The following is a 20,439-nucleotide window of genomic DNA, read 5'->3' as shown; positions in this document are numbered from 1 at the left end:
GGGTGCAGGCCCGTACGGTGGCTGCCATCCGCGAGCACGACCGGCGGTTGGCGGCCGAACACGGCGTTGACGCGCTGTGGGTCGCATGTACTCACGGCGACGTCATCAAGGCCGTCATCGCCGACGCGTACGGCATCCACCTGGACGGGTTCCAGCGCGTCACCGCCGACCCGGCGTCCGTCAGTGTGATCCGGTACACGGAACTGCGCCCATTTGTGTTGCACGTCAACCACACCGGTGCTCGGCTGTCCGCCCCGCTGCGGGCCGGCCCACCGCCCAAAGATGCATCGAAGGATGCATCGACGGACGGGTCGACGGACGGGGCCGACAAGCAAGCCGACACCGAAGCCCAGGCGGGACCCGGCGCCGCGTCCGACGGGGAGCCCCGCGAAGCGGCCGGCGGCGTGCCGTCCGGTGACGCGGTCATCGGCGGTTCCACCGACTGAATCGACCGGGCCGGTGCGCCGGCGGGGAGGCAGCAGCCGAATCGGATCGCACGGTGGTGGGAACAGCCGGTATTTTGGAAGTGCCATGGCCCGCGAAATTCACGTCTTCCGCACACCCGACCGCTTCGTGGCCGGGACCGTTGGCCAGCCCGGGAATCGCACTTTCTATATCCAGGCGGTCCACGACGCCCGAGTGGTGTCGGTGGTGCTGGAGAAGCAGCAGGTGGCGGTTCTGGCCGAACGGATCGGCGCGCTGCTGCTCGAGGTGAATCGCAGATTCGGCACCCCGGTGCCGCCCGAGCCGACCGAGGTCGACGACCTCAACCCGTTGATCACGCCGGTCGACGCCGAGTTCCGGGTCGGGACCATGGGGTTGGGCTGGGACTCCGAGGCGCAGACGGTGGTGGTCGAGCTGCTGGCGGTCACCGACGCCGAGTTCGACGCCTCGGTGGTGCTCGACGACACCGACGAGGGGCCCGACGCGGTGCGGGTGTTTCTCACCCCGGAGTCCGCGCGGCAATTCGCCACCCGCTCGAATCGAGTGATCTCGGCGGGCCGCCCGCCATGCCCGCTGTGTGAAGAACCACTGGATCCGGAGGGTCACATCTGCGCGCGCACCAACGGTTATCGGCGCAGTGCGCTGCTCGGGCCTGACGATGAACCCGAGGTCTGATGACCGTGAGGTGTTGCGCGACGGCGAGCTGACGGTCATCGGACGGATCCGCTCGGCGAGCAACGCCACCTTCCTGTGCGAGGCGACGCTGGACGGATGCAGTGTGCACTGCGTCTACAAGCCGGTGTCCGGTGAGGCGCCGCTGTGGGACTTCCCCGACGGAACCCTGGCCGGCCGCGAACTGGGCTCGTACCTGGTATCGGCCCACCTCGGGTGGGACGTCGTGCCGTACACGGTGATTCGTGACGGACCCGTCGGTCCGGGCATGCTGCAGCTGTGGGTGCGGCAGCCCGGCGACGAGGCCGGCCCAGACGCCGATCTGGGCCCGGACCTGGTCGACCTGTTCCCGGTCGGCAAGTTGCAGCCGGGCTACCTGCCGGTGCTGCGCGCCCACGACTACGCCGGTGACGAGGTGGTGCTGATGCACGCCGACAACGCGCAGTTGCGCCGGTTGGCGGTGTTCGACGTGCTGATCAACAACGCCGACCGCAAAGGTGGTCACATCCTGTGCGGCACCGACGGTCGCGTCTACGGTGTCGACCACGGCGTGTGCTTGCACGTCGAGAACAAACTGCGCACGGTGCTGTGGGGTTGGGCGGGCAAGCCGGTCGACGACGAAACCCTGGCGGCCGTCGCCGATCTGGCCGACGCCTTGACCGGCTCGCTCGGCGACGAACTGGCCGAACAGGTGACGCGGGCCGAAATCGCCGCATTGCGGATGCGCGCGCACGCACTGCTGAAGAACCCGATCATGCCCGGTCCGAACCGGCACCGCCCGATCCCCTGGCCGGCCTTCTGAGCCCCCGGCCCTGCGCCGTGTCGCAGGCGATGGCTCGACACCTTCCCGGCATTCCTCGTCGGCGATACTGAACCGGTGAGCCAAGCCGATTCGTCCGACCAGACAGACGCGGCGTTGGCTGCCGATCTCGCCGCCGACGCGGGGGAGTTGCTGCTGCGGGTCCGCGACGAGATGGGCTTCGAACACCCGTGGGCGCTCGGCGACGCGGGCGACAGCATGGCCAACGCGCTGATCCTGCGGCGGCTCAGCGTGGAACGCCCCCACGACGCAGTGTTGAGCGAGGAAGCCTACGACGACCTCAGCCGGCTCAGGCACGACCGGGTGTGGATCATCGACCCCCTGGACGGTACCCGCGAATTCTCGACGCCTGGCCGCGACGACTGGGCGGTGCACGTGGCGCTGTGGCAGCGCCCTAGCAACGGCGAACGGGAAATCACCGACGCCGCGGTGGCGCTGCCGGCCCGGGGCAACACGGTGTACCGCAGCGACACCGTGACCGATGGCGCGGCGCGCGTCGGGGTCGACGAGACGATTCGGATCGCCGTCAGCGCCACCCGGCCGCCCGCGGTGCTGTACCGGATGCGCCAGGTGCTGCCCATCCAGCCCGTCGCGATCGGCTCGGCCGGTGCGAAGGCGATGGCCATCATCGACGGCGAGGTCGACGCCTATGTGCACGCCGGGGGCCAATGGGAGTGGGACTCGGCCGCCCCGGCCGGGGTGGTGATGGCCGCCGGAATGCACGCGTCGCGGCTCGACGGCTCCCCGATGCGCTACAACCAGCTCGACCCGTACCTGCCGGACTTCGTCATGTGTCGCGCGGAGCTCGCCCCCATCCTGTTGGATGCCATCCGACACGGCGGGCGGTAGTTCGATTGCCCGTCTCCTCAGCACCCCGCTGCGCGGGCTGCCTCGTCGGCGGGCGGTGATTGGATTGCCCGTCTCCTCAGCACCCCGCTGCGCGGGCTGCCTCGTCGGCGGGCGGTGATTGGATTGCCCGTCTCCTCAGCACCCCGCTGCGCGGGCTGCCTCGTCGGCGGGCGGTGATTGGATTGCCCGTCTCCTCAGCACCCCGCTGCGCGGGCTGCCTCGTCGGCGGGCGGTGATTGGATTGCCCGTCTCCTCAGCACCCCGCTGCGCGGGCTGCCTCGTCGGCGGGCGGTGATTGGATTGCCCGTCTCCTCAGCACCCCGCTGCGCGGGCTGCCTCGTCGGCGGGCGCTAGCCTGATCCCATGCAGTCGTGGTCTTCCCCACAGGTCCCGGATTTGCCGGGACGCGGCCCCGAGCTACGGCTGTACGACACGTCGGACCGGCAGGTGCGCCCGGTGTCGGCCGCTACGGGCCCGGGTTCGACGGCCACGATGTACGTCTGCGGCATCACGCCTTACGACGCAACGCATTTGGGGCACGCGGCCACCTACCTGACGTTCGATCTGGTCTACCGGCAGTGGCTGGACCTCGGCCACCAGGTGCATTACGTGCAAAACGTCACCGACGTCGACGACCCCCTGCTGGAGCGGGCCGACCGCGACGGCATCGACTGGCGCGAGCTGGGCGACCGCGAGGTGTCGCTGTTCCGGGAGGACATGACGGCACTGCGCATCCTGGCGCCCCGCGACTACGTGGGGGCCACGGAGGCGATCCCGGAGGTCGTCGAGCTCGTCGAGAAGATGCTGGCGTCGGGGGCGGCCTACGTCATCGACGGCGAGTACCCCGACGTCTACTACCGCGCCGACGCGACGCCGCAGTTCGGCTACGAATCCGGCTACGACCGCGACACCATGCTGCGGCTGTTCGGCGAGCGCGGCGGCGATCCGCAGCGGCCGGGTAAGACCGACGAACTCGACGCGCTGCTGTGGCGGGCCGCGCGGCCCGGCGAGCCGAGTTGGCCGTCGCCGTTCGGTCCGGGCCGCCCCGGCTGGCACGTCGAGTGCGCCGCGATCGCATTGAGCCGACTCGGCAGCGGCCTCGACATCCAGGGCGGCGGAAGTGACTTGATCTTTCCGCACCACGAATTCACCGCCGCGCACGCCGAATGTGTCAGGGGCGAGCGGCGCTTCGCCCGCCATTACGTGCACTCCGGGATGATCGGGTGGGACGGGCACAAGATGTCGAAGAGCCGCGGCAACCTGGTGCTGGTTTCGGCCCTGCGGGCGCGCGGCGTCGAGCCGCAGGCGATCCGGCTGGGATTGCTCGCGGGGCACTACCGCGACGACCGCTTTTGGAGCGAGCAGGTGCTCGACGAGGCGACGGCCCGTTTGCAACGGTGGCGCTCGGCGGCGGCCCAACCCGCCGGCCCCGACGCGACCGACGTCGTCGCGCGCCTGCGTCAATACCTGGCCGACGACCTCAACACTCCGAAAGCCATTGCGGCAGTCGACGGCTGGGCGACCGATGCGCTCGAGTACGGGGGCCACGACGCGCAGGCGCCGGGCTTGGTGGCCACCGCGGTGGACGCATTGCTGGGTCTCAATTTATCGACGCGATAGTTAAATTTGCGCCAGCAATAGCGCGCGCTCCAATTCGAAAGCGACGCTACGCATTCTGCGACACGTCACGGTTGCCGCAGTAGGGCCGCGTTGCCTTAATCAGGCTGGCTAAGTATTTGCTGTCACCAAGCCAAAATAACGTCGCGCCCAACCCGAAAAACGCTGTTCAACAACCATATAAGGACCAATCAGGGGCAGCGACCGCCGGTCATATGACAATTTGCTGAAAGCGCTGTGGTCGGGTATATTCTCCACCAAGCGTTGGGTAAAAGAGCGGGCATCCGATGCAAGCGTCCAGAGAGTTATGGCCGTTGGCTAGCCGTAACGAAGAATGGGGCCGGGTAACCGGCCGGCGCGCGGCGACGAGGCCGGGTGTCGGCAACGCGGCCCTCCTGCTTCTCCGCCGCGCGTCGGGCGCGCGTCAGGCGAAGCCACGGCGCGCATCGGCCTTCCTTCATCGTGAACCGGAACGGCGATGACGGTGGCGGCACTGCCCGTGGCTTTGGTGACTCGCCGAGCAGCCGACGAGATCTCCGGTGTGGGGAAACGGGAGGTGCTCGCCGGTGCAGCGGGGAAGTTATCGAAGTGAGTGGCCTGTCGTGGCCCGGGACGCCGAACTCGGACTGGCGCTCGGGGCCCTCAACGGAGGGGAGTACCAGGGCGTCGCGCTCATCGGTGACAGCGGGGTCGGGAAGTCCACCCTCGCCAGGATGTTGGCCAAAGTTGCCGAGCGCGCCGGGCGCACCGTGCGTTTCGCCTTGGGAACTCACACCGGATCCGCGGTGCCGTTGGGGGCGTTCTCGCGCGCTGTGACCCTGGACGCGACACACGAGCCCGCGTTGCTCTTGGCCTCCGCGCACAAGACGCTGGGCGAGGACAGGAATCTCGTGGTCGTCGTCGACGACGCTCAACTACTCGACCCGTTGTCCGCGACGCTGGTGAATCAACTTGCCGCCGGCAGAACGGCCCGCTTGATCGTCACCATCCGGTCGGGGGAGGTGGTCCTCGACGCGATCACCGCGTTGCTGAAAGAACGCATGCTGTTGACCGTGCATGTCGACCCATTCACCCGCGAGCAGACCGAACGACTGGCCGCCTCGGTCCTGCAGGGTGAGGTGGAGTCCCAACTGGTTGATGACCTGCAGCTCCGAAGTGCGGGGAACCCGTTGGTGCTGCGCGGATTGCTCAGCGCTAGTCGCGACAACGGAGTATTGGTCCGCACCGACGACGTCTGGGAGCGGCGCGGACCGTTGCACGCCGACCGCGAACTGTACGACTTGCTGGAATATCGGCTGCGTTCGCTGTCAGCGGCCCAGCTGGAGGTCGTCGAGGTGCTGGCCACCGCGGAGGTTCTGGAATGGGACATCTTGCGCGGCATCTGCGATGCCGACGTGGCGGCCGGCCTGGAGCGCCGTGGGCTGATCCAGTTGGTGGTCGACGGCTCCCACACCTTGGCGCAGCTCAATCACCCGTTGTTGGGTGACGCCGCGACCCGGCGGGCCGGGGTGGTCCGCTCCCGTCAGCTCAACGGCATCCTGGCGCGGGCGCTCCGAGAGCACCTGCTCGCCGGGGGGCGCTCGCACCTGCACGATGTGCACAGTCGAATCCGCCTGGCACAGTTCATGATTCGTAGCGATCTGACGCCGGACCTCGACGTGGTGTCCGAGGCGGCGGCGGACGCGCTGGCCATGTCCAACGTCGCCCTCGGCGAGGAGTTGGCGCGCTTCGCGGCCGACCGCGGCGGGGGAGTGCCGGCGGCGCTGGTGCTCGCAGAGGCTGTGAGCTGGCAGGGCCGCGGCGACGAGGCCGAGGCCATTCTGCTCGACGTGGAACCGGCCGATGCCAGGGATGGGTTCCTGGTCGCCCGCTGGGGGTGCCTGCGCGCGGCCAACCTCTTCTGGGTGTGCAACCGCGTCGACGAGGCGCGGGGCGCACTGGCCGCCGTCGAAAGCTGGGTCTCCTCGGAGGCCGCGGCCGATCTCGTCAGCGCGATGGACCTTTCGATGGAGGTCTTCTGTGGCGACGTCGCCAGGGCCGTGGAGATCGGGCCGAAGATCTGCGAGTCCGACGTGCCACCGGCCGCCGTGGTGTGGGCGGCGATCCCGACGTGCATCGCGCTGGCCGCCGTCGGGCGATACGCGGATGTCCCCGCGGTGGCCCACGCCGGGCTGAGCGCGGCTGCGACGGAAGGGTTCGGGCTGCAGCAATTCAACATCGGTATGGCCGAGATCATGAACGCCATAGCGGCCGGCGAATGTTTCGCCGCGGAACAGATCTGGCGGCGCTATCGGGAACTCGCTGCGGGCGTTCCTGCCGCCGAGGCCATGGTGCATACGATGCGGGGATTCGTCCGGCTCGGCCAGGGCGACCTGTCGTCCGCGTCGCTGGCGTTCAAAGAGTCCAAAAAGCATCTCTCGCAGGGTTTTCCGTCACCGTGGGCCGTTTTGGCTGCCGCGCGGCACGCCCAGACCGAGGGGCAACGCGGTGACGTCGACGCCGCCTCCGCTGCGCTGCGCGACGCGGAGGAAGCGTACGGGCCGCACGTCGCGATCTTCCTGCCGGAACTCGAGTTGGCTCGCGCCTGGCGGCTCGCCGCCGCCGGCGAGACGGACGCCGCTCAAGCCCACGTCGTCGCCGCGGCGCAGGTCGCACAGGACGCGGGCATGTATGCGGTGGAGATGCGCGCCCTCTACGCGGCGGTGCGTTTCGGGGATCGTGCCCATGCAGCTCGACTGCACGAGCTCGCCGTCATCCTGGGAACTCCCTTCGCGGAGGCGATCGCGAGCCAGGCCCGGGGCCTGGAGTACCGCGACGGGTGCCTCCTCGACGCGGCGGCTCGGCGCTTCGCCGACCTGGGCGTACTGGCGCTGGCCGCCGATGCTTCGGCACAGGCGGCCGCCGAACACGCGCACCGGGGCGAGCGCGGCAAGAAATTTGAATCGTCAACGTGGGCGTTCGAGATGGCGAGTGAATGTGGAATGCGCACACCGGCGTTCGAAGCCGCCGCCCGCCCGCTGCCGTTCAGCGACCGGGAACGGCAGATCGCGAACCTCGTGGTGGCCGGGCTGTCCAACCGGCAGATCGCGGAACGTCTGGTCGTCTCGGTGCGCACAGTCGAGGGACACCTGTATCGACTTTTCACCAAGCTCGGCATCAACACGCGCGATCAGCTGGTCCAGCTGGTGGGCCGCAACGCGTCGGTGCGCAGCACGCTGTCATCTCGCTGCGACAGGCGGTCGGCACAGTTCGCGCCGTGACTAAAAGGCGTGCGGCTCAGACGGGTTCGCGCGCCAGTGGCGACAGCCGTTCGGTGACGGCGCAGGCCGGTGCCCACCATCTCGCCAGTGCCAACAGATCGGCGGCCTCCTCGTCGAGGCTCGTCGACCGGCCACGCACGACCAACGTCGTGTCGGGTGGCTCCGGTTTCCTCCCCGCGTTTCTCGCCCGCACGGCGTGCGCCAGTTCCAGGGCGGCGGTCGCCCCGGCCACCTCGTCGGTAGGCACCGCATTGGCTGTGATGAAGTGCACCAACTCCTCGGGAGCGACGTCGCGACTGTAGGGGCGCAGTTGCAGGATCGCGTCCCGTATCTCGATGACCGTTTGGTGCAGCTGCAGGGTCGTCTTCTGGAATCGACGCCCGCCCTCCTCGAGATTGAACCGGCTTTCCGGCACCAGTGCGGTGATGCTCTGTCGAAGCGGTTGCAGGCCTCGCCAACTGCGGCTGACGCGATCGAGGCCCAGATAGGACAGCAGTCTGACGGTGAGTGGCACCGCGCCGAACAGGTACAGGGCCACGGCCATCCAAAGGAATTCCGAGCCGTGCAGCGCCAGCCGGAATTTCACCGTGTGCGTCAAACCGAGCTGATCGGTTACCGCCAAGACCACCGCTTCCAGACAGAACGCGGCGGTCACGACGACCGCGATGAGCCCGGCCGCGGCGAGCAGGCGTTCCCGCGTTGCTGTCGCCTTCCTCAGCTCGGAGCCGAACATCCACAGCAAGCGCGCCAGCATGACGGTGATGGTGGTCAGATAGAAACCCAGAGCCCACACCGCCTGCCAGCCACCGTTGACCTCGAGCGACTGGCCCGCAACGCGGGCGCGGGTGCCCGCGGCCAGGAACGCCACACACAAGGCGACGGTGGCCAGTCGGAAGTACCGATGGATGCGACGCGTCTCGGCCGGCGACATTCGGCTCCACAACATCGTGAATCCAATGAACTCGACGCACGCCAAATTCATTGCGACGCAAGACACTTGCTGTGCCGTCGTGACGGACATCAGGGCGGCGTCGGACAAGATCGCTTCCACGGCGCGTTCACGTAACAGCTGCGCCAGCAGGAGCCAGGCCATCACGTTGTTCAGGTAGGTCTCGTATAGGTTCGCCCTGCACCAGGCGAAACGTGCGGCAAGGAGGAGGGTGAGGACCGTGATGACGGTCCAGGCGATGGGGGCGGGAACGTTGGATGTCATTGGCGACGGAAGAAGGCGCTGCGCATCATCGACCGGCGTTCGGCGGCCTCGGTGGCGGCAATCATCAACAAACACGCGAACATCTCCGCGTCGCGCTCCTGGTCGCCCACGTAGTCGCGGCGTCCCAACACGGCGCGCACCGCGTCGGGATCGATGTCGGGCAGCGCCTGCAAACACACCTGCAGTTGTTGGGTTTCGGCCACGCCACGCCCGCCGCTTCGCCCATGACCCAACAAGATGTGACCGAGCTCGTGGCCCACGATCTGGTCGATGTGATATTCGCTCGTGCCGGTCTCGTGGAGGATCAGGTCTTCGTCCTCACACGCCACCCACAGCCCGCAGGGGCTGTCCGCTAGGGCCGCGGTGTTGGTCGGAATCAACCTGATGGGCCGGCCACGCTGGTCGGCCAGCTTGTCGATGAAGACGTTGCGGTCCCATGGCACGGGGATCGGCAGGTCCCGCGCCATGGCGAGCATGTCAGCGTTGGACACTGCCATTGGTTTCGTCCTCTCCCTGAGAGGCGATGGGGGGCAACCGTTCCAGTTCGCGGAGGTGGTCGATCATCGCAGCCACACTGTTGAGGGACTGAGTTGTCAGCCCGGATGCGCGTGCTGCGAGGTCGCGCACCTTATGGTCACGGAGTGCTTGGAGCAGATTCAGTTGCGCGTCGACCGCTGGGTCGGCCTCCGAATCTATCAAGTACGACGCCGGTAGGCCGAAGAATTGCGCGATCGCCCGAAGGTGGGTGACGGTGGGGTTGGTCTTGATGCCGTTGCGGAGTTGCCACAGGTAGGCCGGACTGATCGGCACCCCAGTTTTCTCGGTGATTGCGGCTGCCGCGGCGGCGTTGGACAGCGGAGGCGTGCTCGGGCTGTGCATGACCTCGAACAGCTTGTTCAAGCGGGCGGCGAGTTCACCGTCGCCCGATATCTTCTCGTGTGCGTCGCCCACCTCTGGATTACTCCCATTTCATGTGCGGGCCGGCCGTGTGTACTCACATTACAGCTCGTCCTTCGCTGGCAACACCCGAGCAAACGACGTGCGGGTTCAGCGTCCGGGGCGGCACCGTCCGGCCGGGACGGCGACGCTTCGGTGTCAGCAAACGCGGCTGCGTAGTCGGCTCAGGCGCTGCGGCTGACGGTGGTCTACCCACTCGGCCACGCGCGTAGCGAGTGAGGTACGCGCCGGGGGTCGGCCCCACAGGGCATCGTCCGCCGAATGTCGGATTAACCAGGCCCTCGACTTACTCGAAAGTAGGTTGACTCAGTAACGCCTTAACCAGTGCAAACTGGCTGCTTCATAGCCAACACATATATTTCAGTTTCGGTTGAGCACGGCCCTCGGTACTGATATAACAAGGCTGTTCGGGATCTGCGGCGGGCAGGGCGGGCGCGGCGCGGCGGGGCATTGAGGGGGTTCCAGGCTCCAACCGGGGCGTGCGGAAGGGACCTGCGTGCACAGTCAATCGGACCAACCGGAGCCACGCGGCCCGGCATCCGCGCACGTCCAAGCCTCGTGCGCCGCGTCGGCCGGGCGCCTAGTCGACGGTCCGCCGCTGAGTCCGCCCCAGGAGTGCGCGACCCAAGCCCGTTCGGTGAGGTGGTCGGCCGCCCGATCAGCCAGGTCGCCGCGCTGTTGGCGGCGTCGTGGGCGGGTGACTCCGGGACGTCGCTCGGACGGCGTTGACGCCTGGGCGGGACGCCAGGCGCGGCGCGGGCCCGCGCAGGCCGCCGGCCCGGCCGTGCGCGACCGACGGGCGGCGCAAACCGGCGACTCTTTGCGGCGGCTTTGCGACTCACCCGGTCGTTCGCTGCATTTACTCGATCTGATGCCACCCACTACTCGAGTTGCCCGCAACGCGCCGTTGCCCTGGTCGAAGGCTCTTACGCTCCGGCGCATGACATTGACTCCGGAACACCTGATCCTCCGGGGCCCGAAGCTAACGGATCGCGCGAGTGATCCAGCGAGCCTCTCGGACGGGTTCCAGCGACCCGCCGCCGGCCGCCCGCGTCACTGGGAAACGTTCGATTACCCACAACCGTGGGGCCGTTCTGTGCGTCGAATCTCTGAGTAGCGGGAGACGGTCCGGTGGTGAGTGGTGTCGGTGAGAACGCAGGGACAACGGCGGCGGTGCGGACAGCGCGGACCTCGGGCCCAGGCCCTTCGGGAGGCGCCGACGCAAAACGCATGTTTCGATTGACGCTGTTAGGCGTACCTTTAGTACTAAACAGTCGGTTGCAACAGACCCTCGGTATGAGGGCAGTGGAGAGGGTCGCGTCACCGCGGCGTTTCGGTGCCGCGTTTCGGCGCCGCGGCGCCGGGGCCGCAGGGGCGTTCACCAAGACGATGCCGTCTGGTGGGCGGCGTCTGATGCGTTAGAGGAAAAGTGGGGAGGTGCGTCAACCAGTGCAGCGAGACAGAGGTCAAGACAGTGGTTCGACGTGGCCCATAGTGGCGCGCGACGCGGAATTCCGGCAGGCGCTGGCCGCGCTCAACGACAGTGAGGTCCAGGGCGTCGCGTTGGTCGGTGACAGCGGTGTGGGCAAGTCCACGCTCGCACGAATGCTGGCCAAGGCGGCCGAATCCGCCGGACGGCCGGTGCGCTTTGTCCTGGGTACGCAGACGGGAAGCGCGGTCCCGTTGGGGGCGTTCTCCCGCGCCGTCACGCTGGAGATAGCCCACGAGCCCGCCATCATGCTGGCGGCCGCGCACAAAACCCTCGGCCGCGAGGAGAACCTGGTCGTCGTGGTCGACGACGCGCAATTGCTCGATCCGCTGTCGGCCACTTTGGTGAATCAACTGGCCGCGAACCGCACCGCGCGGTTGATCGTGACGATCAAGTCCGGCGAACCGGTTCTCGACGCGGTGACCGCGCTGTTGAAGGAACGGCTGCTGTTGACCGTGCACGTCGATCCGTTCACACGGGAGCAGATCGGGTCGCTTGCCGGGCGGGTGCTCGGCGGCGCGGTGGGGACGCGGTTGATCGACGAGTTGTACGAGCGCAGCGCCGGAAACCTCTTGGTGCTGCGCGGGTTGCTCAGTTCCGGCCGGGAGAGCGGGGCCCTGGTTCGCGCGGACGGCGCGTGGCAGCTCAAGGGCCCGCTGCATCCGGATCGGGAACTGTACGACCTCCTCGAATTTCGGCTGCGGTCGCTGTCGCCGGACGAGTTGGAGGTCGTCGAGGTGCTGGCCGCCGCGGAGGTGTTGGACTGGGAGATCCTGCGCGAGATCTGCGACGCGGACGCAGCGGCAAATCTCGAACGCCGAGGGCTGATCCAGCTGGTCGTTGACGGGTCACACACCTTGGCCCAGTTGAATCATCCCTTGCTGGGCGACGCGGCCACCCGGCACGCCGGGGTGGTCCGCTCGAGACAACTCAACGGCGTCCTCGCCCAGGCCATGCAGCGGCACCTCAAGGCCGGCGGACGTTCGCACCTGCCGGACTTGCGCAGCCGAATTCGGCTGGCGCGCTTCATGATGCACAGCGACCTGACGCCCGACCTCGATGTGGTGATCGACGCGGCGGCGGACGCGGTGGCCATGTCGAACGTCGTCCTGGGCGAAGAGTTGGCCAGGTTCGCGGTCGACCGTGGGGGAGGCCTGCCCGCGGCGATAGTGCTGGCCGACGCGGTGAGCTGGCAGGGACGCGGCGGCGAGGCCGAAGCAGCCCTGGTCGATGCGGAGCCCGACGAGGACGCCGACGAGTGGTTGGTGGCCCGATGGGGGTGCCTGCGTACCGCCAACCTGTTCTGGGGTTGCGGTGATGTGGAGGGCGCGGCGCGCGTATTGACGGAGGTGAAGAAGCGGGTCCGGTCCGAGGCGGCCGTTCAGCTCGTCACCGCGCTGGAGGTTTCGAGCGGATTCTTCTGCGGGGACGTCGAAACGGCGCTCAACGTCGGCCCGGGTCTGTGTGAATCGAACCTGCTGCCGTTGGCGACCGTGTGGGCGTCCATCCCCACCTGCGGCGCCCTGGTCGCCGTCGGACGCTTCGCGGAAGTCCACCGAGTCGCGGAGGCCGGACTGCGCGCTGCGGCGCTCGAGGGAACGGGCTTGCAGCGGTTCAACATTGGCCTCGCCGAGATCATGAGTGCCACCGCCGCGGGCGACTTCGTCGGGGCCGAGCGGGTCTGGAAGCGTTACGCCGCCATCGCCACCGGCGTCGCCGAGGTGGACGCGATACTGGACGCGATGCGGGGGCTCGTGCAGCTGTGTCGGGGCGACCTCCCATCGGCGTGCGCCGCGTTTCGCGGCGCGAAACAGGTCCTCTCTCAAGGGTTTCCCTCGCCGTGGGTGGTCCTGGTTGCCGTCCTGCACGCCCAGGCGGAGGGGGAGCGGGGCGACAGCGAGGCCGCTACCGCGGCGCTGCGATTCGCGGAGGAAGCGTACGGGCCGCACGTGGCGGTGTTCCTCCCGGAACTCGAACTGGCCAGGGCCTGGCAGCAGGCGTCGCTGGGTGAAACGAAACCGGCCCAGACTCATGCGCTGCGGGCCGCGCAGATCGCGGGGCAAGCCGGCATGCACGCTGTCGAGACCCGTGCCCTGCACGCCGCGGTTCGCTTCGGCGATCGCACCCAGGCTGGGCGGCTGGAGAAACTCGCTACCCTGCTCGACACTCCGTTGGCGGCCGTCACGGCGGAGTACGCGCGCGGCCTCACCAAGCACGACGCGGACATGGTCGACGCGGCAGCCCACCGGTTCGCCGACCTCGGTGCGCTCGCGCTGGCCGCCGACGCGTCGGCGCAGGCCGTCGACGAGTACGCCCGCCGGGGCGAACGTGGCAAGGAGGTCGAATCGTCGACCTGGGCGTACGGTCTGGCGAGCCAGTGCGGGCTGCGGACCCCAGCCCTCGAGGCCGCGGCGCGCCCGCTGCCCTTCAGCGGTCGGGAACGCCAGATCGCCATGTTGGTCGCGTCCGGTCTGTCGAACCGGCAAATCGCTGACCGCCTGGTGGTGTCCGTGCGCACCGTGGAGGGCCACCTGTACCGGTTGTTCACCAAGCTCGGCATCAACAATCGCGATCAACTCATCCACCTCACGAATCGGCACCTGCTCGGCAACAACACGCTGTCGATGCGCGTGGACGACGCCGGCGGTAACCCGCCGCACGATCGCCACGCGGCCGGTTGACCGCTCGAGCGGTGACGGGGCGGTGGTCGGCGCGCGCCGACACGCGAGAGTTACTGTCGCGCTGGGCAATTCAGCGCTGCACGAAAAGCCGCCAGCGTGCATCGACACCGCCTTTCGGGCGGTCCGGCAAGCAGGCCATGACTCGTCGTCCTTGACGGCCCGCCGCGCTGCGGGCGGCTCGGCCTGAGATCCGTTACGCGCCATCGCGGGAATCGCTACTCGATCCGCGCGTCGATACCACCCTAGTCGGATCAATTGGCTCTCGACGCTGCGTCCAGCAAACTTAGACTCCCGCGCATGGCATCCGTCATCGTCCCGAAAGGGGCTGCTCCAGTCCACGTTTGGAGCCCCGACCGGGCCGCGTCGCCGCCGCTGAGGGCGACGATCCACGAGGCCGCTGCGGGTGGTGACGAAAAGTCGGGCCGAAGTACCGAGACCGTGACGACGTCTAGAGGTTGAACAACTATGCACGCGAAGCACCGCGTGGTCGACTACATCGTCGACCGGCTGACAGCAATCGGCGTCGACCGTCTGTTCGGTGTCGACGGCGAGAACATCGAAGACCTGTACGACGCCGCGTCAGCGCGCCCCGACTTTGGGGCCGCGTTGGCCAAACACGAGTTTTCCGCGGCCGCCATGGCCGACGGCTATAGCCGTAACGGCGGCGCGCTGGGCGTGATGGCCGCGACGTCGGGAGGGGGCGCGCTCAACCTGATCCCCGGCCTCGGCGAAGCGTTCTCCAGCCGCGTGCCGGTCCTCGCCCTGGTCGGTCAGCCACCGACCGCGATGGACGGACGCGGCAGCTTTGGGGACACCAGCGGTCGCAACGGCTCGGTGAACGCCGAGGCGCTGTTCTCCGAGGTGTCGGTGTTCTGCCGGCGAGTGCTGGATCCCGCCGACGTCGCGCCCGCGTTGTCGTCCGCCGTGGCGGCCGCCCGGGCAGGTGGTCCCGCGGTACTGCTGCTGCCCAAAGACGTTCAGCGGGCGGCCATGCCGTCCGGCGTTCCCACCGACGTGCCGGCGGGGGAGCGGCCCCGCTCGATCAGCGACCCCCATCCCATCGTGCAGGCGCTGCGCGCGGCGCACGGACCGGTGACGATCATCGCGGGCGAGCAGGTGATGCGCGATGGGGCGCGGGTCGAACTGTCGGCGTTACGCGGCCTGCTGCGTGCGCGGGTCGCCTGCGTGCCACACGCCAAAGATGCCGCTGGCACACCGGGATTCGGTTCCTCCTCGGCGCTTGGCCTGGCCGGCGTCATGGGCCACCCCAGCGTGGCGGAGGCGGTGCGCGGCAGCGCGCTGTGCCTCGTGGTCGGAACCCGGTTGTCGATGACGGCCCGCGCCGGGCTGGACGACGCCTTGGCGGCGGTCCGTACCGTCTCGATCGGTTCGGAAGCGCCGTACATCCCGTGCACCCATGTCCACTCCGACGACTTGCGGGTGTCCCTGCGGACCTTGGCGGATGCGCTCACGGGTCGCGGCCGCGCGACCGGGGTGCGCGTTCCCGACACGTTGCCCCGCACCGAGTTGGCCACGCCTTCGTTCGACGGTTCGGGGGTCCGCTACCGCGAGGCCATGCGCGCGCTCGACCGTGGGCTGCCCGACGGCGTCGACATCGTCGTCGACGCCGGCAACACCGGCGCGGCGGCCCTGCACTACCTTCCCGTCCGACGCATGGGTCGATTCGTGGCCCCACTGGGCATGGGGGGCATGGGATATAGCTTCGGGGCGGGTATCGGCATGGCGTTCGCCCGCGTGAGACGCGAGAACGCGGGGCGAGTCGTGGTGATCGCCGGTGATGGAGCCTTCTTCATGCACGGCATGGAGGTACATACGGCCGTGCAGTATCGGTTGCCCGTGACGTTCGTGTTGTTCAACAACAACGCCCACGCCATGTGCGCGCTCAGCCAGCAGCTGTTCTATGGAAATCGGCACGGGCACAACCGGTTTACTCCGAGCAGGTTGGGCGCAGGCCTGGCCGCCATGTTTCCCGGACTGTCCTCGGTCGATGTCGCCGATGCCGACGGCTTGAGCGCGGCCGTGCGTGCGGCGCTCGACTGTGTCGGCCCGTCGGTCATCGCCGTCGAGTGCCAGGCCGACGAGATACCGCCGCTCGCACAGTTCTTGGAGCCGGGGCTACCGCGACGCTCGCCAGCGCAGGCGGGCCGAACTCCAGAGCCGCGCGAGCAGCCGACCGGCGACGCGGCGCCCGATCATCCTGGCGCACAGTCGATTGGTACACCCGCAGCTCCGGATTCGCCGCGCCCTGCGCACCTGTCAGATGTGGAGCGTCACCGCACGCCTACTCTATCCGGCCGCACGAATCTCTCTACTTGCCTCTGATCCGAAGTTGCACCGAATCGCTGAACCTACGCTTCCCGAAATGGCCAGTCCGAACCCGTTGGCCGGAAAGGAAATTCCCATGTCCGTGGTGATCGTGGACAACTACGACTCCTTCACATACAACCTTTTCCAGCTGACCGCCGGCGTGACCAACAGTCACGTACGGGTTGTTCGAAACGACGACTACGCCGCGTGGCGGTCCATCGTCCCGGAGAGCATCGAAGCGTTGATCATCTCCCCGGGCCCCGGTCGTCCGGAGTTCGAATCGGACTTCGGCATCAGCCGACTGGCTCTCGAGTACGACGTCCCCGTGTTGGGCGTCTGCCTGGGGCACCAGGGCTTGTGCTACTTCGAGGGCGGCGTCGTCACGATCGCGCCGGAGCCCTGCCACGGACGGACCGGCGCGATCCAACACGACGGAACCGGGCTGTTCGCGGGCATACCGTCACCGTTCCGGGCGACCCGATATCACTCGCTCGTGGTGTCCGAGGTGCCGGACTCACTGCGCGTCACCGCGAGCACCGTTGACGCGTCGGGGAAGGAACTCGTGATGGCGGTGGAGCACCGGTCGCGGCCCCAATGGGGTGTTCAATTTCATCCCGAGTCGATCGTCACCGAGCACGGCTGCACGTTGATCGCGAACTTCCTGAGGCTTGCCCACGTCAGGTCGCAGCGCTGCAGTGTCAGAAAGGTGGCCGCGGCCGCGGCGCGCATAGCCCGCGAGAACGCGCAGCCCGGCCCGGAGGAATCCACCACGCCGACCCAACGGTTCCGGGTGATGAGCACCCGGCTGAAGCTCGAGGCGGACTCAGAGCACGTCTACACGAGCCTTTTCGATGGTCAGGACGGCGCGATCTGGCTGGACAGCTCGAGGATCATCGAGGGCCTGTCGCGCTTCTCGATTCTCGGCGGCTGCGGCCCGCACGGCGAATGGGTCACGGCGGACGCCAACTGCGGCGTCACCGTTCGCCGCAGCGACGGCACGGTGTCCCACGTGCCGCAGAGCATATTCGACTACCTCGACAGCCAGACCGCCGAACGCTCGGTCGGCCGCGTCGTGGACGAATGCGACTTCGCGCTCGGCTACGTCGGCTACCTGGGGTACGAGACGAAGGCGGAATGCGGCGGTGACGCGGCGCATCAGTCGGATCTGCCCGACGCCGGCTTCGTGTTCTGCGATCGAGCGGTCGTCATCGATCATCAGCGCGGCGAGACGTGGTTGTTGGCGCTCACCACCCAGGCGATCCGTGATCAGTCCGACGCCTTGTCGTGGCTGGACACCGCCGAGCGGGCGGCGCGGTCGTCGGTGAATGCCGCGCCCGTCGGGGCCCACTTCGACCTGACTCCGGTCGACGTGCCGACCGTGATCAGGGAGTCCCCGACCAAGTACATCGACAACATCCGGCAGTGCATGAAGGAGATCCGCGCGGGGGAGACCTACGAGGTTTGCCTGACCACCACGGTCACGGTCAACGCCAACATCGATGCGCGCGAGACCTATTCGGATCTTCGCCGGCGTAATCCCGTTCCCTACGGGGCGCTTCTACGACTCCCGGGTGTCGACGTGCTCTGTGCCTCCCCGGAACGGTTCGTCAAGATCTCCGCCGATCGGATCGTCGAGGCCAAGCCGATCAAGGGCACTCGCCGCCGCGGCCACACGCCCGATGAAGACCGCCTGCTGGCCACCGATTTGTGCACCGCGGAGAAGGATCGCGCGGAGAACCTGATGATCGTCGATCTGCTGCGCAACGACCTCGGGCAGGTCTGTGAGATCGGTTCGGTCCACGTTCCCCGCATCTTCTCGGTCGAGACCTATGCCACCGTGCACCAATTGGTCAGCACCATCAGGGGCAAGCTGCGCGACGATGTGACGCCGGCCCAGTGCGTGCGCGCCGTCTTCCCGGGCGGGTCGATGACCGGGGCGCCTAAGCGGCGCACCATGCAGATCATCGACAGGCTCGAGGGCGGACCTCGCGGAATCTATTCCGGGGCTATCGGTTACTTCTCGCTGACTGGAGCCGTCGACCTGAACATCGTCATCCGCACGATGGTCGTACGCGGCGACGAGATCACCATCGGCACCGGTGGCGCCATCGTGTCGCTCTCCGACCCCGAAGAGGAGCTCGCCGAGATTCGCCTCAAGGCGAGTTCTCTGTTGGAGTCCCTGCGCGCGACGGCCCGCTTGACGGCTCCGGCGTGACGCACGGCCCATCGGCCTCGGATGCCGGTGCAGCTCGTGATGCCCTGCACGGCAACGTGTTCGATGTCAAGCATAGAACGGAGACCTTTTCGTGACGGACGATCGTGAGATCGAGGGCATCGCCATCGGACTGGCGATGGACGAATGCCGCAAACGCCTCGACGAACTGGACAGCGCGCTGATCGGCGTGGTCGCCGAGCGGATGGAGCTGTGCGTGCAGATAGCCCAGCTCAAACATCGAGGGCGCATACCGATGATGCAACCACACCGCCTGCGGCACGTCCGCGCGAAGTCCGTCAGGGAAGGCCGGATGCAGGGGCTCGACGAGGGTTTCGTGGAGCGGCTGATCGACGTGATCACCCAGGAATCGTGCCGCCTGGAAGATTTCGTCCTCGCCAGGCTCGGTCTCGACGGTCAGAACGGTCTCGACGGTCAGAACGGTCTCGACGGTCAGAACGGCCTCGACGGTCAGAACGATCTGCACGCGGTCCGGGCGCGGCCGCCGGTCGGCGAACCCCGTTAGGCCCGCGATGCTCGACTACGGCACACAACCCGACGTGCTAGGACCGTTGACCGCAGCACAGCGGTCGATCTGGGCCGCCCAACAGCTGCGCCCCGAGGTTCCCTACAACTTCGCCGCTTTTCTCGCCATCGATCACCATGTCGACGCCGAGCGGCTCATGCGCGCCTGCGAAGCGGCGGCCACGCGGTTCGGCTCACCGTGCACCCGAGTTGCGGTCGACGGCGGCGAACCCGTGTTCATGGTCGATCGGTCTTTCCCGAATACCCTGCACTGCAGAGATTTCCGGGGCGAAGATGACCCAGTCACCGCCGCGCGCGCCTGGATGAACGCGGAGTACCGTCGACCGGTCGACCTGGGCCGGGACCGCCTCACCGAATTCGCGCTGCTGCGGGTCGCCGACGAGCTGTGTTACTTCTACCTTCGTACGCACCACGTGGTCCTCGACGGCTTCGGGGCCAACGTCCTGATCCGCTACGTCGCGGCCGCATACACGGCAGCGGAGTCACCGGACGGCAAGGTCGTCGACTTCTCCGAATTCGCCTTGATCCGCAAGGCGGACCACAGCTATCAACAGTCGACGCGCAGCCGCGCCGATGCCGAGTACTGGAGCACCGTCGTGCAGGGCGGACTCGATGTCACCGATCTGACGGGCACGCCGCGGCTGGTCGCCCCCCGTCACCCCGAGGTTCGTGAACTGATATGCGAGCCGGGGCAGGGCGCGCGGGACTCCGCGCGCGCGGCGCTCGACGTCGCGCGGATCGTCGCCATCATGGCGGTTTTTCTAGCGAAAACTACCGGCCTTCAGCAGGTTTCGATGTCCCTTCCGGTGTCGGCGCGCACCAGCGCGGCGCTGAAAAAGTGCACCGGCATGGTGTCGAATCTGGTGCCGCTGCTCATCGGTGTCGGCGACGACGACACCATCGGTGCGATCACCGATCGGGTCGCCACGTCACTGATCGGTGCGTTGCGCCATCAACAGTTTCGACGCTGGCCCGACCTCGTAGGTGGCGGTTCGACGCGCTTGGACATGAACGTCGAATTCGGCCCGGTCATCAACATCCTCAGCTTCGTCGAGCCGTTCGCCTTCGGCCCGTCCGAGGTCGTGTATAACCTCCTGTCCATCTTCCCCGTGCAGGACATCGCGGTCAGCATCTACCCGTGGCTCGACGGCCAGGCGCCGCGTATTCAGTTCACCTGGAACCCGGACCGCTACGCGGCCGACGACATCGACCGGCACATCAGCCGCCTGGAGTCGCTCCTGAGCCGCCTGCTCTCGGCCGACGCGTCCCTGCCGGTCCGTGAGGTGTCGCTACTGGCTTCCGACGAGTGGGATTTGTTGGTGCGGTTGTGGTCTGGTGCGGGTGTGGGGGC

At 67.8% G+C, this 20,439-nt stretch carries 14 protein-coding genes; 11 read left to right on the top strand and 3 right to left on the bottom strand.

Annotated features, from left to right (window positions below):
- The 6 genes from A5714_RS17900 to A5714_RS17875 all read left to right on the top strand — a co-directional run.
- On the top strand, positions 1-446 hold a 446-nt coding region (locus A5714_RS17900), incomplete at its 5' end, for a histidine phosphatase family protein (protein ID WP_197513772.1).
- Positions 447-531: 85 nt separating this feature from the next.
- Positions 532-1,119 carry a DUF3090 domain-containing protein gene (locus A5714_RS17895; RefSeq protein ID WP_068066180.1) on the top strand — a complete coding sequence of 196 codons (588 nt, stop codon included), beginning with the start codon at positions 532-534 and terminating at the stop codon, positions 1,117-1,119.
- Complete coding sequence (locus tag A5714_RS17890; RefSeq protein WP_068287347.1) at positions 1,103-1,918, top strand: SCO1664 family protein; 816 nt, start codon at positions 1,103-1,105, stop codon at positions 1,916-1,918. Before A5714_RS17895 ends, A5714_RS17890 begins: the two co-directional genes overlap by 17 nt.
- A 75-nt stretch (positions 1,919-1,993) precedes the next feature.
- Positions 1,994-2,785, top strand: a complete 792-nt coding sequence (locus A5714_RS17885) for a 3'(2'),5'-bisphosphate nucleotidase CysQ (RefSeq protein ID WP_068066187.1) — start codon at positions 1,994-1,996, stop codon at positions 2,783-2,785.
- Between the two features lie 363 nt (positions 2,786-3,148).
- Positions 3,149-4,405 carry a cysteine--1-D-myo-inosityl 2-amino-2-deoxy-alpha-D-glucopyranoside ligase gene (gene mshC / locus A5714_RS17880; RefSeq protein ID WP_068066190.1) on the top strand — a complete coding sequence of 419 codons (1,257 nt, stop codon included), beginning with the start codon at positions 3,149-3,151 and terminating at the stop codon, positions 4,403-4,405.
- A gap of 599 nt (positions 4,406-5,004) precedes the next feature.
- Positions 5,005-7,662 (top strand): LuxR family transcriptional regulator, encoded by a 2,658-nt coding sequence (locus A5714_RS17875; protein WP_068287345.1) that lies wholly within the window; start codon positions 5,005-5,007, stop codon positions 7,660-7,662.
- A gap of 16 nt (positions 7,663-7,678) precedes the next feature.
- On the opposite strand, the gene A5714_RS17870 is transcribed toward A5714_RS17875, so the two are convergent.
- Genes A5714_RS17870 through A5714_RS17860 form a run of 3 tightly spaced genes read right to left on the bottom strand, consistent with a single transcriptional unit; the run spans position 7,679 to position 9,754 of the window.
- The gene (locus tag A5714_RS17870; protein WP_068287343.1) at positions 7,679-8,875 is read right to left on the bottom strand and encodes a DUF6545 domain-containing protein; all 1,197 of its coding nucleotides are present in this window, start codon (positions 8,873-8,875) and stop codon (positions 7,679-7,681) included.
- Positions 8,872-9,372 (bottom strand): hypothetical protein, encoded by a 501-nt coding sequence (locus A5714_RS17865; protein ID WP_082959826.1) that lies wholly within the window; start codon positions 9,370-9,372, stop codon positions 8,872-8,874. Before A5714_RS17865 ends, A5714_RS17870 begins: the two co-directional genes overlap by 4 nt.
- Positions 9,353-9,754, bottom strand: coding sequence for a helix-turn-helix domain-containing protein (locus A5714_RS17860; protein ID WP_231973697.1), 402 nt, complete (start codon positions 9,752-9,754; stop codon positions 9,353-9,355). The genes A5714_RS17865 and A5714_RS17860 overlap by 20 nt, the downstream gene beginning before the upstream one ends.
- 1,572 nt (positions 9,755-11,326) lie before the next feature.
- Here A5714_RS17860 and A5714_RS17855 point away from each other — a divergent pair.
- From A5714_RS17855 to A5714_RS17835, 5 genes are all read left to right on the top strand, one after another.
- Positions 11,327-14,002, top strand: a complete 2,676-nt coding sequence (locus tag A5714_RS17855; RefSeq protein WP_068287339.1) for a helix-turn-helix transcriptional regulator — start codon at positions 11,327-11,329, stop codon at positions 14,000-14,002.
- A 465-nt stretch (positions 14,003-14,467) separates the two neighbouring features.
- Entirely contained in the window at positions 14,468-16,345 is a 1,878-nt protein-coding gene (locus tag A5714_RS17850; protein ID WP_082959825.1) for a thiamine pyrophosphate-binding protein, read from the top strand.
- A gap of 40 nt (positions 16,346-16,385) precedes the next feature.
- Positions 16,386-18,545: an aminodeoxychorismate synthase component I gene (gene pabB, locus A5714_RS17845; RefSeq protein ID WP_231973695.1), complete on the top strand. Its 2,160-nt coding sequence runs from the start codon at positions 16,386-16,388 to the stop codon at positions 18,543-18,545.
- 91 nt (positions 18,546-18,636) lie between these two features.
- Positions 18,637-19,068, top strand: a complete 432-nt coding sequence (locus tag A5714_RS17840) for a chorismate mutase (protein WP_068287327.1) — start codon at positions 18,637-18,639, stop codon at positions 19,066-19,068.
- A 7-nt stretch (positions 19,069-19,075) separates the two neighbouring features.
- On the top strand, positions 19,076-20,439 hold a 1,364-nt coding region (locus A5714_RS17835), incomplete at its 3' end, for a condensation domain-containing protein (RefSeq protein WP_231975921.1).

The sequence above is a fragment of the Mycobacterium sp. E2462 genome, assembly GCF_001672685.1.
Lineage (GTDB): Bacteria > Actinomycetota > Actinomycetes > Mycobacteriales > Mycobacteriaceae > Mycobacterium.
The sequence above is the reverse complement of the archived record's forward strand: the minus strand, read 5'-3'. Positions and strand labels throughout refer to the sequence as shown.